At 51.4% G+C, this 15,141-nt stretch carries 13 protein-coding genes; 12 read left to right on the top strand and 1 reads right to left on the bottom strand.

Annotated elements, in window-relative coordinates:
* The first annotated feature begins 337 nt into the window (after positions 1-337).
* Complete coding sequence (locus tag EHT25_RS05625; RefSeq protein ID WP_124871879.1) at positions 338-988, top strand: RNA polymerase sigma factor; 651 nt, start codon at positions 338-340, stop codon at positions 986-988.
* Here the strand turns inward: EHT25_RS05625 and EHT25_RS05630 are convergent.
* Positions 978-4,904 carry a PVC-type heme-binding CxxCH protein gene (locus tag EHT25_RS05630; RefSeq protein WP_124871882.1) on the bottom strand — a complete coding sequence of 1,309 codons (3,927 nt, stop codon included), beginning with the start codon at positions 4,902-4,904 and terminating at the stop codon, positions 978-980. The genes EHT25_RS05625 and EHT25_RS05630 overlap by 11 nt on opposite strands.
* A gap of 381 nt (positions 4,905-5,285) precedes the next feature.
* Between EHT25_RS05630 and EHT25_RS05635 the strand changes: the two genes are divergently transcribed.
* The 11 genes from EHT25_RS05635 to EHT25_RS32945 all read left to right on the top strand — a co-directional run bounded on the left by EHT25_RS05635 (position 5,286) and on the right by EHT25_RS32945 (position 15,139).
* Entirely contained in the window at positions 5,286-6,134 is an 849-nt protein-coding gene (locus tag EHT25_RS05635; protein ID WP_124871885.1) for a hypothetical protein, read from the top strand.
* A gap of 17 nt (positions 6,135-6,151) precedes the next feature.
* Entirely contained in the window at positions 6,152-6,967 is an 816-nt protein-coding gene (locus EHT25_RS05640; protein ID WP_185731288.1) for a DKNYY domain-containing protein, read from the top strand.
* Positions 6,964-8,472: a TPM domain-containing protein gene (locus tag EHT25_RS05645; RefSeq protein WP_124871891.1), complete on the top strand. Its 1,509-nt coding sequence runs from the start codon at positions 6,964-6,966 to the stop codon at positions 8,470-8,472. Before EHT25_RS05640 ends, EHT25_RS05645 begins: the two co-directional genes overlap by 4 nt.
* A gap of 30 nt (positions 8,473-8,502) precedes the next feature.
* Positions 8,503-8,763 carry a hypothetical protein gene (locus tag EHT25_RS05650; protein WP_124871893.1) on the top strand — a complete coding sequence of 87 codons (261 nt, stop codon included), beginning with the start codon at positions 8,503-8,505 and terminating at the stop codon, positions 8,761-8,763.
* Positions 8,764-8,794: 31 nt separating this feature from the next.
* Positions 8,795-9,928 (top strand): hypothetical protein, encoded by a 1,134-nt coding sequence (locus tag EHT25_RS05655; protein ID WP_124871896.1) that lies wholly within the window; start codon positions 8,795-8,797, stop codon positions 9,926-9,928.
* A 143-nt stretch (positions 9,929-10,071) separates the two neighbouring features.
* Positions 10,072-10,569 carry a YbjN domain-containing protein gene (locus EHT25_RS05660; protein WP_124871899.1) on the top strand — a complete coding sequence of 166 codons (498 nt, stop codon included), beginning with the start codon at positions 10,072-10,074 and terminating at the stop codon, positions 10,567-10,569.
* A gap of 31 nt (positions 10,570-10,600) precedes the next feature.
* Positions 10,601-10,945, top strand: coding sequence for a hypothetical protein (locus EHT25_RS05665; RefSeq protein WP_124871902.1), 345 nt, complete (start codon positions 10,601-10,603; stop codon positions 10,943-10,945).
* A 55-nt stretch (positions 10,946-11,000) separates the two neighbouring features.
* The gene (locus tag EHT25_RS05670) at positions 11,001-11,759 is read left to right on the top strand and encodes a leucine-rich repeat domain-containing protein (protein ID WP_124871906.1); all 759 of its coding nucleotides are present in this window, start codon (positions 11,001-11,003) and stop codon (positions 11,757-11,759) included.
* A gap of 72 nt (positions 11,760-11,831) precedes the next feature.
* Positions 11,832-12,455 carry a hypothetical protein gene (locus EHT25_RS05675; RefSeq protein WP_124871909.1) on the top strand — a complete coding sequence of 208 codons (624 nt, stop codon included), beginning with the start codon at positions 11,832-11,834 and terminating at the stop codon, positions 12,453-12,455.
* A 75-nt stretch (positions 12,456-12,530) separates the two neighbouring features.
* On the top strand, positions 12,531-14,282 hold the full coding sequence (locus tag EHT25_RS05680; protein ID WP_124871912.1) for an FAD-binding protein: 1,752 nt from the start codon (positions 12,531-12,533) through the stop codon (positions 14,280-14,282).
* Positions 14,279-15,139, top strand: a complete 861-nt coding sequence (locus EHT25_RS32945) for a class I SAM-dependent methyltransferase (RefSeq protein ID WP_124871915.1) — start codon at positions 14,279-14,281, stop codon at positions 15,137-15,139. Before EHT25_RS05680 ends, EHT25_RS32945 begins: the two co-directional genes overlap by 4 nt.
* Positions 15,140-15,141 lie beyond the last annotated feature (2 nt).

Raw genomic sequence — 15,141 nt, forward strand, 5'->3', positions numbered from 1 at the left:
GCGAAACCCGATTACCGCACCCCGACCGGTATGATTTTTCTCAAAAAACCCGGGCACGGCCAACCTTATCCCCGGACTTTTCGATTTGGTCAGGATTTAAATTGAAATAGGTCTTAAATAAATCTTATTTTTACTTTGCGAAACGCTATTATCGGACGCTGTTTTTCAATTCTTTCTAATTGATTATTCATTGGTAAAAAATACGCCAAAAACCGGATCTTTTTTATTGCAGATTCAACCGAAAGCACTTCATTTTTCAGATCTAATTTAGTTTCTTTGTTCCTTTAAGTATACATTTCCTACTGAGTTAATATATTATCAATTTCCAGTATCTGCAATGAGCTCACAGCAGCCACTTTACGGAAAGGAATGTGCCGATACGGAGCGTACCGACGCGACCGCTTCCGGCGATGACCGTCTGCTGTGGAAGGCGTTTAAAGCAGGCTCGGATCAAGCTTATGCGTTGATCTACCAGCGTCATTTCCTGCACTTGTACGACTACGGAATGCGGGTAACGTCGGATGAAGACAGTGTCAAGGATTGCATTCAGGATCTATTTTTACACATCTGGAAAAACCGGCAGAATCTGGCGGACGTTAACTCGATAAAATACTATTTGATGCAGTCCGTCAAGCGTCGGCTGATCAGTCAGCATTCCCGGTCAACTAAGCTTTCGTTCACCCTTCAGGATTCGGATTTTCCATCCCCGGAAACTGCCGTTTTAACCGAACAGGAACTGATTAATCAGCAAACCCTTCTTGAACAGAACGAAACGGTTATCCGGGCACTGGAGAAATTAACCGTTCGGCAAAAGGAAGCCATCATCCTGAAATTCTACAATAACCGCCAAAATGACGAAATTGCCCGGGCAATGTCCATTTCGCAGGAGTCGGTTTACAACATCATTTACCAGGCATTGGGCCGATTAAAGAATACGATCGGCAAAATGTATTTGTTTCTCCTATTGCTCTGGGAAGCTATTTTTTAGCAGACATCCCCGCTTTTTTTGCTCCCTGCACGGTCAAAACGCCCTGCATTACCCGCCAGTGTCCGGGAAATGAACAGATAAACGGATACGTGCCCGGTTCGGTCGGGGCACTGAAATTCAGCCGAAAGCTTTTTCCGGAATTGACCAGTGGCGTGGCAAACAACACATCCGGCGAATCCGGCACGAAGTTTTTCTCAAAACCGTCTTTCAACCGGGCCATTGCATCGGCGGCTTCTCCCACCCGCTGCGCGCTCCCCGGTTTTACAATTACAACATTATGGGGCATTAAATCTGAATTTTCAAACACCAGTGAAACCGATTTTCCGGCCGGAACCAAAATATTTTTCCGATCGAACGCCATTTTAGCTTCAATGGCCATCACTTTCACTTCCATCGTTCCCATACTTTCCAGCATAGATAACAGTGCGGGCCGGTTTTTCGCCGGGACTTCCTCCACCCACTTTTTTGCCCGGGCAATGGAGCGGACAAACGCCGGGGAGTCCTGAGCCGTCAATGGCGTAGTTTGCAGATAATCGATGTACTCCCTAAGCGTTTGTGCCCGGGTTTCACCGTCCATTTTCATGTTCAGCATCAACGGATAAGCTAGTTCCGGCTCGGTCGTCGCCCATTTTTTTACGTTACCGTAAAAAGACGATTGAAGTCTGGTGTCCGGTAAAAGTGAGAGTGACGTTAGGTAAACGGCCCGGTTCGGCGCGGTTTCCGGTACGGTTTTCCAGACAGCCTGATCCGATTGTTCGGCGGTGATCAGGGCCGCCATCCCCAAAGCGCGCAGAAACCGGCTGCTGTCCCGACTGATCAGCTGTTTAAATTCGGGGATCTGTTTGGTAAGTTCCGGTCGGCCCAGCGTCAGCAGCATCCGAACCAACTCGCTTTGGGCCACATCCATACGGGGTTTAGCATTTTCCAATTGCCGGATGTTTCGTACCAAAACTGGCACCACCCCGGTTTTTTCGGCGGCCGCAATCTGCCGAACCGCTTCCTGTCTTTTCTTCCCGTCGACCTCCAACCGGGACAGCAGAACGGTCAGGACCTCCGTCGTTTGGGGAATAGCCTCCAACTCCGTCGTAGTCGCCAGATTCAGCAGATAGCGATCGGCCAGCGGAGATGCGGTTTTCTTTCCTGCTTTTAGACCCGCCAGCCAGACCGGTTTCAGAGCCGTAAAGGTTTCCCGAATCGCGTAATCCAGGTAATAATCCGTTGAATATCTGAATACATCCGAAGCCGCATGGACGCCTTCTTCCGAATTGAAAAAACTCAACGCAACCAGTGCTTCCAACCGAACCCGCGCCGATTCATCATTTACCCGCGCCCGCATTAATTCCAGCGAACCGGAAATGCGGTTTCGCCAGTAAAGCAACACTTTGGTGGCGGCCGCCCGCGCCTGATACGCCCGGGCATTCAGCAATCGCTTCAGCAAATTTTCTTCCACCACGTCAAAATCCTGGTACATCCAAAGCCCTTCCAAAAGGTGAAGTTCATGGTCCGGATCATTTTTGTCGAGTCCCTCCACCCAGCGTTTCAGTTCGGGCAGCACATCCGCCGGTTTTTGCTCCCGAATCCGGGCGCGCGACCGGTAGCGAAACCGGTCTTCGGGCGCTTTCAGATTTTCGAGCAATTCGGGAATGCTTTGCTTCGACAGATCGACCACTTTCAGCAGCGGTTTTTCCTTGTAGGTAATCCGCCAGATGCGACCGTGCGACTTGTCGCGGGCCGGGTCGCGGGGCGGATTTTCGCCGTGGGAGATGAGCGGATTATACCAGTCAACGAGGTACAAAGCCCCATCCGGTCCGAATTCCAGATCGATTGGGCGGAAGTTCGGGTCGGATGATTGCAGAATGGGCTCGACCTCTTTACTCCCAATCCCCGATCCGTTCGGAACAATCCGGTGTTGTTTTGTGCCCTGAAAACCGATGTTGTTATTGACCAGAAAATCACCCTGAGCATTTTCCGGAAACTGACGGCTGGAGACAATTTCGATCCCCGCCGTAGGCCTAACCCGCGTTTCCGTGAACATATTGATCCGTGGATGTTTGGCGGGATACGTCACCTGACCGGTCATCGGCGGGGCAAAATAGTTGGAACCATCCGACGCATCGCCAATCAGGTGGGTGCCCCATTTATCAAAAATACTCCCCCAGGGATTGTAATAGGGATACGAAATGTAATGAAAAAGGCGGGCGGTTCGGGGCTCAAACCGGTAGGTCGCTCCGCTGTAGGACCGCACCGGCCCGTAGGGAGTTTCGACCTGGGAATTCAGGAAAGTGCCCTCGTTAAAGTACAAAGCGCCGTCCTGTCCGTAGGTAAATGCGTGCGTCGCATGGTGGCTGTCTTCCGAACCAAAACCGGTCAGAATCACCTCCCGAACGTCGGCTTTGCCGTCGCCATCGGTGTCTTTCAAAAACACAATATCCGGTTCCTGAGATACATAGACACCCCCGTTGCCAAATTCAAATCCCAGCGGCAAGTACAAGTCGTCGGCAAAAACCGTATGCTTGTCGGCCTTGCCGTCGCCGTCGGTGTCTTCCAGAATGACAATTTTATCGTGAACGGGAATCCCTGGAAAATACTGTGGATAGGTCGGCATGGTGGCAACCCAGAGCCGCCCACGGGCATCAAAATTCATCGCCACCGGTTTTTCAATCGGAAAGTCTTTTTCGGACGCAAACAGGTTGATTTCGTACCCGACGGGCAGCTTAAATTTTTCGGTCGTTGCGGGCCAGGTTTTTTCATGATGGGCGTGAGCCGCTTCCTGTGCCGCTTTTCCCTGTCGCCCCAACATCGGAACATCCGTCAATAACGTGGGGTCCAGCGGTTTTCCGCGCTGGTCCACAACCGCAAGGGCTTTCTGGAAGACATCGGCCCCTTTGCCTAACTCCCAAATCACCGAATCCAGTGCCGCCGTCATCTGGTTCAGTTTCCGAAGCTCCGGCGGAAAAGCAATCACGCCGAACGGCTCCCGGCGTCTCCCGTAAATATACTCCCCGTTCACGGCCCTCCAGCGGTAGAAGAAATGATCGTCTTTCATTTTAATGGCTCGCCGGAGTTTTGTCCTACTATCGGAATCGAAGTCAGGGGCTTTTCCCATTCCCAAAGCCTGGCCCATCCAATCGGCCGCCAGACGGTAACCGGCGTCATTCAGGTGAATGCCATTGATGGTGAGCGGTTGGGTCGAAGATTGCATCTGAGCCGACGAGGGCGTAAACAAATCGATAAAAACCAATCCGTTTGCTTCGGCGGTTTTCTGCATAACGCTGGAATACAGCGCTAGATTCCGATTATGTTCGGTAGGATTGGGCAACGAACCGCCCAGATTTTCGTGGGCAATGGGTGAAACCAGAACCAAAACCGGCGCGGTTCGGCCATTGTAGACATGGTCCTGCAAATTGGCAATAAAGGCATTCAGGTCTTTTTCGAATTGAGCAATGCCCGCCGGTCCCCGAAACGCTTCATTCATTCCGAAACACAGAAAAATCAGATCCGCCTTCTGATCCGACAGGTCCTGATTCAAACCGGCAAAATTGAGCGCCACCGGCATGGTAATTTTCTCGCCTTCGTGGGTGAATCCCTGAAAAGTCACTTCTTTTTTTCCGGACGTTAACCGGGTGGTCTTTTCACCAAAACCCGGAAAATTCAGCGGTCGGGGCTGCAAACCAACCTCATCGGCGCTCCAACCCATGTTGCGCATGGTCAGGTGCAGGTCAGGAAATTTCGTCTGAAGGATCGTTTCAAAATAGCCGTAATGCCGCATTCGGTCGGCGAATGTATTGCCGAGCAGCACAATACGATCACCGTTTTTAGGCGAAAACCGGGGTTTTATCGTTTGACCAAAAACCGCCGAAACCACTGATCCTGAAACCAGTACCGCCAGCAGCAGCAACTTGAACGAAAATTTCATAAGGGAAAGGGCAAGGTCGAATAGTATCCTAAAAAGGGCATCGACCGGCCTACCTACCCCACCCGATCCGGTTTTTTGTCACATTTCCTCCAAATCAGTTATCAAGTCAATCCGACCGGTTTTTCGTCAATTTCCCCCGTTTATCAACCCATCTGAAAAGCAACAAATTTCACGGGTAGTTTTATCCCGATTTCATGGATAACCAACGTGTATAATACCGGTATGGAGCAGAGCGGAAAAACCAGAAAAACAGATCGCAAACGATCTTTCAGTGAACAAGGGAAGCGGTTGCCCGACCGCGCTTTTGACTGGATTGCCTGGATAATAATCAGTATTTTAATTTTATCGGTGCTGGCCTACTTTTAACTGTTTCGTTGACGCATGGAGAAGGATTTGCTGTATAAAGGCTTTTTTTTCGGTGGAGTTTATGGACTGGCCTTCTTCCTGATTTATCGCTTTGGTCGAAAAACCGCACCCGTACGCGCCGTCTGGCTGTCGGTGGGAAGCTGGTGCGGACTAATGGTCATTATGCTGACGGTTAATGGCGCGAGTTCGGCCCTCCTGTTTTTTCCTGCTTTTTTTGCGGCCTTGTTTGTAGTCCGGCGAAATGCCGAAAATCGTGAAATACGTACGTTGCAAGCCTTCTTTACGGAAAATCGACTATACAAGGCTGAAGCAATTCCGGAACAGGTTTCCAGGCTGCTCGGGAGTTCGTATTATTCCTGCGCAGTCGGCACCCTCACCGGATGGGGCGGTGAGGAAATCACCTACCACTGGTGGCAGGGCATGACATCGTCGCTGGTTTCAACCGGAAAATCCACCATCACCACATTTTCGTATTACCTGGCCGTATCTTTCGCATCGAGTGTCATCAACGATGCATTTAAAAACGCGGTCAGGGCGAAGGCGGATACGTCCACGCTTTCCATCAAACAAAAATTCAAGCGGTTTTTTGTTCTGGATACCGAAACGCCGGTGCGAATCGCGGAAACCGCAGACGGAAGTTTTGTCGTGATCTGGCAAACCTGTCACGATGTTCCACATTTTGCCTATTACGTTAGCTGGCTCACAGCCACCCTTTCGGCCAGCAAAAGCGAAACGAACAAGCGTTCGGCAACGGAAAATAAACGAGTTTCACCAGGCCTTTCTACCAGAGAACTACACGAATCAACACTGGGTCAGGCCCCCAAGTCCATTTCATCCATCCGCTCTTCCATCCCCCGATCATGACCCAACTCCTTAAACCAATGACTTTTCTTTCGCTATTTACCGGAATTGTAACAGGTAGCTGGCTGCTCACGGGTTGTGGAAAAAGTGCCCGGAATGGCTACCGGGTTGAAGATGGTAAAGTCGTGTTATACAGCGGTTTTCCCGCCAGCGTGCGACTTCTGGAGGGCGCTGATGCGGAGTCGTTTGTGGCCATTACGGATCACTTTGGGAAGGATAAAAATCATGCCTATTTTTACGAGCGCATCATTCCGGATGCAGACCCCGCCACATTTACCTTTCTGGCGAGTTCCTATTCCCGGGACAAAAACCGGGGGTATTCGTGCGAAAAGTTGATCAGCAACGATGGCGCCCATTTCAACATTGTTCCCAATCCGAACGAAACCGCAACCTCCGTATCGGCTGAAGGAATCCCCTATGCCCGTGATCGTCGGCAGGTTTACAAAGATACGAATGTTATCGAAGGGGCTGATCCGGCCACATTTACGATGGTTCCGATGTTCAACGGAATTTACCTGACCTACGACCATCGGCGGGTTTATTTCCACGACCAGCCATTGGAAGGCGCCGACGGAGCAACGTTTCAGAAAGTTTCTGAATTTCATTTTACCACCCAACAGGGCGCGTGGGGCCTGGCGTTGGGCAGGGAAACCCATTGGGAGCGAATGCCGGATGTGGACCTGGCCACGTTTACCGGTTTGGGAAAAAATCACGCCCGGGACAAAAACCACGTTTATTCCGGAAATTCCGTCCTTAAAAAAGCCGATCCGAATACCTTCCAGGAAACCGGCAATCCGTCCGTTGATCGTTCTGAAGATACAAATAAAACCCTATGATACAGCGGTATACCCAACTTCTGGCTTCACTCCTTCTGGTGGTAAGCGCGGCAACTGGACCGGTTTTTGCCCAGCATTACACGCTTGAAACCGTACCCAATCCAAAGCAAAACCGCAGTTCGGAGTATGTCAGCAACCCGGATCATATGCTGTCGGACCGGGCCGTTGACCAGATTAATACGAAGTTGCAGGCACTGGAAGACTCCACGACCGCGCAGGTAGCCGTAGTATGCCTGAATTCCATCGGAGAAAACGTGCCCAAAGACTTCGCTACGGCGCTGTTTCGAAAATGGGGGTTGGGTTACCAGAAGAAAAATAACGGTTTGCTGATTTTACTCGTAAAGGATCAGCACCGCATCGAAATGGAAACCGGCTACGGGCTGGAAGGCATTTTGACCGACGCGCTTTGCCGCCGGATTCAGACCCGGCAAATGGTTCCGCTGGCTAAATCCGGTGATTTTGACGGAGCAGTCGTCGCCGGTGTTACGGAAATTACCCGCCTTCTCACTGCGCCCGAAGCGGCCCGGGAGGTGTACGATGATTCCCGAAAAACCGGTCCTCAACCGCTCGACAATTCGGCTATTTTTATCCTGTTTTTGCTGCTCATTCCCTGTCTGGTAATCTTGCGGATACTCAGGTTAATCTTCAAACGCTCGAATCCGGTGGCGGACCAGCTTGAGAAAGCCGTGGCTAAGTCCAAAGGGCGGATAGCGTGGGGATTTTTGCTTTATTTGATCATGCCGCTGGCTCTTGGCATTGCCGTCATCAACCTTCGCGAACCCTTATCGCTGCGGGGCTGGCAAATTCTGTTTATTCTGTATGCCTACGCCGGTGTCGTTCGGTGGGATGCCCGCCGACGGCGCAGCAACTGGTTCGCGAAACTTTTTGGAAGCCTGTCAGAACCCGAACAGTATGCGCATTTGAAAGCTGCCGGGCTCAATGGCTGGAGTAACATTCTGCTTTTTCCGATTCCCTTTGGCTGGTTTCGTAGTGAGGAAAACCGATTGCTGAACACCCTCCGAAATCACGCCCGCCAGTCGAACGGCGCAGAATTAAGCAAACTGAGCAACGATCAAAAAACTGCCTTTTTAACTGATTACCAACGAATTGAACAACGCCTGAATACCGTTGACTACGATGTCTGGCGCAATGAATCCCGTGACATTACGCAGGTCATCGGCTACGAAAACCTGAAAAACAAAGCCTATCAACCCTGCAATAAATGCCATTCAAGAACTCTCTCGTTCACTAAAAAACGGGTGATTTCGCGGGCCACAACGGAGCGCGAAGGCCGCGGCAGCAACGACTACGATTGCCAGGCTTGTGGTCATCACCGGGAGGTTCACTTCACCCTTTCGAAAGTGAGCGAAAGCGCTTCATCGAACTCATCCAACTCCTATTCTTCGTCGGATAACAGCTCTTCCGGGAGTTCGTCGGATGGTTCATCCAGCAGCAATTGGGGCGGGGGCAGTTCGGGGGGCGGGGGTTCCGGCAGTGATTGGTAATTTTTAAGTAAACCACTCAATACCACCCGAATGTGGTTCAAAAATCACTTAAAAAACCGCCGATTGAAAAACCGCATCCGTCACCTTTCGGAAGCCCAACGGCGGGAAATTCTGGATAAATCGCCTTTTGAAGCCGGTTTTTTTCAGGGCACGGGTTTCGATGTCTTTCGGAAAGATGAACCCGATTTTGAAAAAGCGTACGTGTACGGCCTGGGCCATGTGATGCGGGATGTCGCCGAAAACTGGATTATCGAACAATACCTGCTGGCTACCCATGATGAAGTGGATTAATGCTTTCGCCAATTTTACATTTTTTTGCGCAGTGTTTGGCAGTATAATGAATTTTATGGGGAGTTGTAGCTCCGAAAAGCAGGACTATTTTGCGGCAGATGCCCCCGTTCGGTCGGTTGACTTACCCCTTCCGTTTCCAACGAATCTGCTTTATCAGTCTTCTCCGGATTCTTCGGTCCTGATGGGCACCCGCAAACGGGGACCTGAGCAATTTGAAATCCGTGCCTTTGATTGTAAAACCGCCCAAAAGCTGTGGCAACTTCCGTTTGCCGGGACGATTGTCGGACAAACCGATTCGCAGATTTTAGTGTACGAAGAACGTACTTCAACTGTGCATTTTGTAAATCCACGCGACGGCCGGATTACCCGCAACGTTTCCCCCGAACCAGCGCCTTTGACCAGCCCGTCGAGCCTGTATGGCGGTATGGCTTTTACGGATGACTTTTATCTGACCACCAAACCGCTGTATCAGAACGTAATCGTCAAAGACCAGATTGACACGTCCTGGAAAATTGGAATCACCGCCAAACGCTGGGAAACGAACGAGACCGAGTGGTTTTTGCCGCCCGTAAAGCAAATCGTCATTCTTACCTATGCCCCCGTTATCCAGGGTGACAACGTCCTGGTCGTTAACGCGGAACAGAAAATGGGCAGTGGACATTCCTACCAGATTGTTTCGCTAAAAACCGGCCGGGAAATTCATCGGTCGGCGACGCAGGGAATCTTTTATTTATTGCGTAATGACCGGTTTTTCGAACGAACCAGCACATATGTCAGACGCATCGATCCGTTTACCCGGCGGGAAATCTGGCGGATTGATGGTAATTTTTCGCTTGGCTGGCTTTCCGAAATCGGTGATCAACTTGCGGTTTTATCCCGCCATTCCGATGGTACGCAGAACACGCTGCGCATTTTGAACGCCGGTACCGGACAGGAACGCAGCCAGTTCAATCTACCGTTCTTCAAAGAAGCTACATTGAAGGGGGCGTATTTGACCCGATTGAATCAGTTACTTCTGCATTTTGAAAGCAGTAACCCCAGGATTCCCGGTGAACGATTGTACGATTACTGGGTTGGCTACGATCCGAAAAACCGCAGAGCCCGTTGGCGCACTGATTTTCACAGCGAATCTTTCAGCAGTTTACTTCCATTTGTAACCTTTTAGCGGTTTTAATTTACCACATGTAGACTCGCAACCGCCACCTGTAAAGCCAAATTCACCCGGTATCGAGTTTCGCTCCCTTAACCCATCCGAAACGGTAGTTTTGATTTATTCAACCACCTCATTCCAAACTCAAAACGCCACGCATGGAACCGATTCAAAACCCCACTCCCGCCAGACCAGAGGACGTAAAGGCTGCCCTGTACAACGAAAACTACAACCGGGTGACGACCATGATTCAATGTTACGTCGAGTCGATTGGCCTCACCAAAGAACAAACCTACAACCCGGACAAGAAAAACTGGCTCTGGAAAAATGGCTCCGCTTCGATTGAAGTCTTTATCCAGACCATCAACTTCGCCAGCGGCACCCGGCGCGATTACCTTCGGATTTTCTCGCCCCTGCTTCAGGTTCCAACCAACAACCTGCTGGGTTTCTACCGCCACTTGCTCGAACTGAACGACTTACGGCTGGGTGTCAAGCTCTGCATTGCGCCCAACACCCAAACCGTATTTGCCACCTATGAGCGCGACATTCGGGGCATGGATTACCAGGAACTGACGACTTGCATCATCGACCTCGAATTGTGGGCCGACGAACTGGACGACCAGCTCAAAGCCCAATTTCCGAACTGGTCCAACTAACCCAGAAGTTGGGTATCCGTGAAAACCCGCGATGAACCGCGCCGTCTTTTTGTGTTGCGGTTTACGGACGGGGTTTTTGACCGGTTGTTTTAACCGATCCGAAACGCACCCCAAAATCCCGCATCTCCCGGCTGTTGATAGTGCCGCGATTCGGGTCGGCTCCCGGCCCAATACGGCGGTTCACGCGTTTATCTTTTCGGCGGATAAAACAAAAATCAACAAAGCTACCGGTGATGCGTATCAGGAAGCGATTCCTAAAGCGCGTTCCGAACAGTTTGCAGAACGGGAGCCCGCCGGACACAAGGCGTATTTTGAGCAGGTTTCGGCCCATTTAGCTCACCAGTTTAAACGAAATGGTCACACCTGGTTACCATAAAACCGTATTCTTACACTAACCTTTTTATCTCTGAATCATTTATTGCTCCTGAAAAATGGCCCTTCGCAGTTTGTTCATCTCATTGGCGGTTACCGGTTTTCTAGGCTATTCGTTCACCATTGGCCTGACCGATCCCAATTCGCTCCTTAGAAAAATACCGGACTGGCTCAGTATTCCGCTGCTATTGGGCTGCGGTTTGCTGTATCTGCTGGCAGCCTGGTGGGCGTTCAAAGGGTTTAACGAACACAAAGCAGTAGCCGGGCTTTCCATGGGCTTTTGCGCATTGGGTCTGGGAATCTACGCACTGGGCTATTCGATGGAAGCGGGAAAAGGAAAGGCGGCAAAAGGACAGTACGATTACGATTTCAAAACGCTCGATCTGACGGAAACCGCCGTGGTGGCCCACATTGCGCACGAAGCCGGGCTGAGTTTGCAGGATGCGGTTTTTACCGAACACTGGCATCTGGCCGACACCACGAAGAGTTTCCGCATCTGCGTTCAGAAAGGCCACGTTACCGCCCTCAACGTCTCCAACCATACCATTCACGACCTGAGTTTTTTCTCTCATTTGCCCAATCTGGGTGATTTAATTCTGAAAAACTGCAATTTATCGGACTTGAGTGGATTGAAATCAACCAAGCTGGACCGGCTGGACATTTCGGACAATCAGGTTGCCGACCTCAAAACGTTACAGGGATGCCCCAACGTCCGCTGGCTGTTTGCCTCCAATAACAAGCTGACGTCAACCGAAGGACTCGCACAGTTCAGTCAGTTGGTCAGCAAAGACTTATCGGGCAATCCACTCCCCGAGTGATCCATTCCCATGACCTTCCCCCGCTTTCCCCAGCGTCTGATCGAGTACCAGCCCCATTAAACCTCCGAAACCATGACTACCCTGCAAGCCCTCGCCGTTGGAGCCTTCTGGCTGGCTTATTATTATTTCGTTCTGCGGAAATACAACACCCTCGGATTTCGGCTGTTTTCGCTGTTTTTCTTCACCAGCCTCAGCGTTTGTTACTGGTGGTACACCGATTATGTCGACCTGAAAACCGTGGAGGAAAATGGCATCGCCACCCAGGGAATTGTCCTAAAAAAAACGAAAGATCAACTTGTTTTCCGATTTACTGATCAGTCGGGCAAATCGGTTGAGCGGACGCAAAACGGCGGTATTTCCGTCAAAGAGTTTGCATCCGTCCAAACGGACAGCCCAGCCCCTATTCTGTACAGCCCGGAAACAGGTTCAGACGTTGTGTTTTTAACCAGCAGTTACCAGCGGCAAATTAACGACAACAAATACATTCTGGTTTTTCCCGGTTTGCTGTTCCTGATCGGCCTGGGCTGCGGGATCTTTCTGCGGAAATACCGGGTTCACGCCCACGAAGGGACGATGTATGAATACGTAACCGACGAAAACGGTAACGTGGTGCTCGACGACGCCCATAGCAGCACGACCAAATCCCTTCGCACCTACAGCACGATGTCGAAACTGTTTCAGATTTTCGACCGGTAAACACCGGTTTTCGTTTTCACCAAAAATCGTTGTTGACTGGCAGATACCAGGCACTCCGCTATATTCGACGGGTCTATGCGTCTAAAACATACACTTCCCCTCAGTTTCCTGCTTTTCACCACCCGGGGTCGTCTCCAGCGATCATCCTACTGGATTGTTTCCCTATTCATTTTCAGCACGTTTTATGTATTATACACCCTGCTGATTGAATCGATTGGCGACCAATCGACCTATTTTCTCTACCCGCTGCTGCTGGGTTCGCTGACGACCACGGCGATGAAACGGCTCCACGATTCGAACTGCTCCGGCTATTGGCTGCTGGCGGTTTTAATCCCGGTGCTGGGACCGATCTGGCTGATTTATCAACTGGGTTTCAAAAAAGGTGACCGGCAAAAAAACCGCTTCGGAACGGTGCCTGACGAGGCCGCGGATTACTTCAAAAACGATCTGGGCCAGTTGCGGCCGGGCCTGAAAACCGGGGAACGAATCATCAACGACGTCACGCAACTGAATCCGGTAGTTGTAGCCGAAGTTTTCCGGCCCACTTCCGTGGAGGATTTGCGGGAACGACTGCGAATCACCACTGGCCCGGTTTCGGTGGGCGGGGGGCGGTTCAGCATGGGTGGGCAAACCGCCAGTCCGCAGAGTTTACACATCGACATGCGGGGACTCAATCAGGTGCTGGATTTTTCCAAAGAAAACCGCACCATCAAGGTTCAGGCCGGTATTCGCTGGTGCGACATTCAGCGGTATGTCGATCCGCACGACCTCAGCATCAAAATCATGCAGACGTACGCCAATTTCACGGTTGGTGGCTCGCTGAGCGTCAACGTCCACGGGCGGTACATGGGTTTGGGGCCGCTCATTCTGGCGGTTCGCGCCGTTGAAATCGTGCTGGCGGATGGCTCGTTCGTTCGGGCGAGCCGGACCGAAAACCCGGAAATTTTCTTCGGCGTCATCGGCGGTTATAACGGTTTGGGAATTATTGCGACGGCCGAACTCGATCTGGTAGACAACGTGGCCGTTCGGCGCAAAGACCAGAAAATGGCTCGATCCGACTATTATTCGTGGTTTCAAACCCACGTTCGTTCCAATCCGGATGCGGTTTTTCACAACGGCGATTTGTATCCACCTGCTTATCGAAACATTCGGGCCGTCACCTGGCTGAAAACGACCGAACAACCGACCGTCAAAACCCGGCTAATGCCGTTGCGGGAATCGTATCCGCTGGAGCGGTATTTTTTGTGGGCTTTCACCGAAACGTTCTTCGGCAACTGGCGTCGCGAATACCTCATCGACCCCCTGATTTATCTCCGCAAACCGATTCACTGGCGCAATTACGAAGCCGGTTACGACGTGGCCGAACTCGAACCGCGCTCCCGAACGAAACGGACGTATGTGTTGCAGGAGTACTTTGTCCCAGTCCGGCAATTCGATGCTTTTACGGAGAGAATGGCCGAAATTTTCAACCGGTTTGGAGTCAATGTCATCAACGTTTCGATTCGGCACGCGCACGCAGATCCGGGTTCGTACCTGGCCTGGGCGCGCGGGGAAGTTTTTGCTTTTGTAGTGTATTACAAACAGCGCACATCCGAAACCGCCCGGCAGGAAGTCGGTACCTGGACCCGCGAACTGATCGACGCAGCGGTATCACTGGACGGGGCGTATTACCTTCCGTATCAGGCCCACGCCACACCCGCGCAGTTTCACCGGGCCTATCCCGATGCCAAAAAGCTGTTTGCGCTCAAGAAAACCCTGGACCCGGATTTCCGGTTTCACAACCTATTTTGGAATACGTACTACCAACCCAAAAGCCTTGAATCATGACTCCGCCGACTTCTGAATTCCACGCCATTTTCGACCACGCCAGGCCGCGTGATGCCTTTTATCGCTTTCTGCAAGTTGTTTTTCACCTGTATCCGGAGGACAAATTTCATGCATTGATTCAGGAGGTAACAAAGTCGGAACTGGCGGACGAGCCGATTTATAAAACCGTCCAGGGCCGCCTTTCCAGCATCAAACCGTTCCTGTCGGAGCTGACGTATGCCCTTCCGGCGCTCAAAACCCAGAAACGGGAAATGACGCGGCAAATGCTGGAGGTTTTACCGATCGACGCCCGCGTTAACGGCTACCTCGAAATCGGCTCGACGGGCCGCTACATCAGCGACCTCCGCAAGCACCTGCCGGTTTCCGGCCCCATTTTCCTGCTGAACGACCAGGCTCCCTCCAACAGCCCCGCCGACATCCTGGAACGGGGTCAGCTCGGTAAAATCGGCACCTTCGTCCCCGCGAATGATTTCGCCCCGATCAGCCCCGAAGCCATCCCGAGCGAAAGCCTCGATCTGGTGACCTGCCTGATCGGTTTGCACCACACGCGTCCCGAAAAGCTGGGCGGTTTTCTGGCTTCCATCCACCGGATTTTGCGACCGGGCGGCTGGTTCATTCTCCGCGATCACGACGTTAAAACCCCGGATATGGCCACGTTTGTCTCGCTCGTACACACGGTTTTTAACCTGGGTCTCAACGTCAGCTGGGAAGTTGATCAGCAGGATTACAAGGATTTTAAACCCATTGACGAATGGAGTCGAATCATCTGCCGGGCCGGTTTTAGAGAAGGCCCCAAACGACTCCTGCAAGCCAACGATCCGTCTGATAATACGCTGGTTCTTTTCACGAAAAACTAAAG

The organism is Larkinella rosea (assembly GCF_003858635.1).
Taxonomy (GTDB): domain Bacteria; phylum Bacteroidota; class Bacteroidia; order Cytophagales; family Spirosomataceae; genus Larkinella; species Larkinella rosea.

Coding starts and splice junctions, on each gene's coding strand:
- EHT25_RS05640 (WP_185731288.1), top strand. CDS start 6,152: ATGACTTTTCTTTCGCTATTTACCGGAATTGTAACAGGTAGCTGGCTG.
- EHT25_RS05635 (WP_124871885.1), top strand. CDS start 5,286: ATGGAGAAGGATTTGCTGTATAAAGGCTTTTTTTTCGGTGGAGTTTAT.
- EHT25_RS05675 (WP_124871909.1), top strand. CDS start 11,832: ATGACTACCCTGCAAGCCCTCGCCGTTGGAGCCTTCTGGCTGGCTTAT.
- EHT25_RS05625 (WP_124871879.1), top strand. CDS start 338: ATGAGCTCACAGCAGCCACTTTACGGAAAGGAATGTGCCGATACGGAG.
- EHT25_RS05645 (WP_124871891.1), top strand. CDS start 6,964: ATGATACAGCGGTATACCCAACTTCTGGCTTCACTCCTTCTGGTGGTA.
- EHT25_RS05650 (WP_124871893.1), top strand. CDS start 8,503: ATGTGGTTCAAAAATCACTTAAAAAACCGCCGATTGAAAAACCGCATC.
- EHT25_RS05665 (WP_124871902.1), top strand. CDS start 10,601: ATGAACCGCGCCGTCTTTTTGTGTTGCGGTTTACGGACGGGGTTTTTG.
- EHT25_RS05630 (WP_124871882.1), bottom strand. CDS start 4,904: ATGAAATTTTCGTTCAAGTTGCTGCTGCTGGCGGTACTGGTTTCAGGA.
- EHT25_RS05670 (WP_124871906.1), top strand. CDS start 11,001: ATGGCCCTTCGCAGTTTGTTCATCTCATTGGCGGTTACCGGTTTTCTA.
- EHT25_RS32945 (WP_124871915.1), top strand. CDS start 14,279: ATGACTCCGCCGACTTCTGAATTCCACGCCATTTTCGACCACGCCAGG.
- EHT25_RS05660 (WP_124871899.1), top strand. CDS start 10,072: ATGGAACCGATTCAAAACCCCACTCCCGCCAGACCAGAGGACGTAAAG.
- EHT25_RS05680 (WP_124871912.1), top strand. CDS start 12,531: ATGCGTCTAAAACATACACTTCCCCTCAGTTTCCTGCTTTTCACCACC.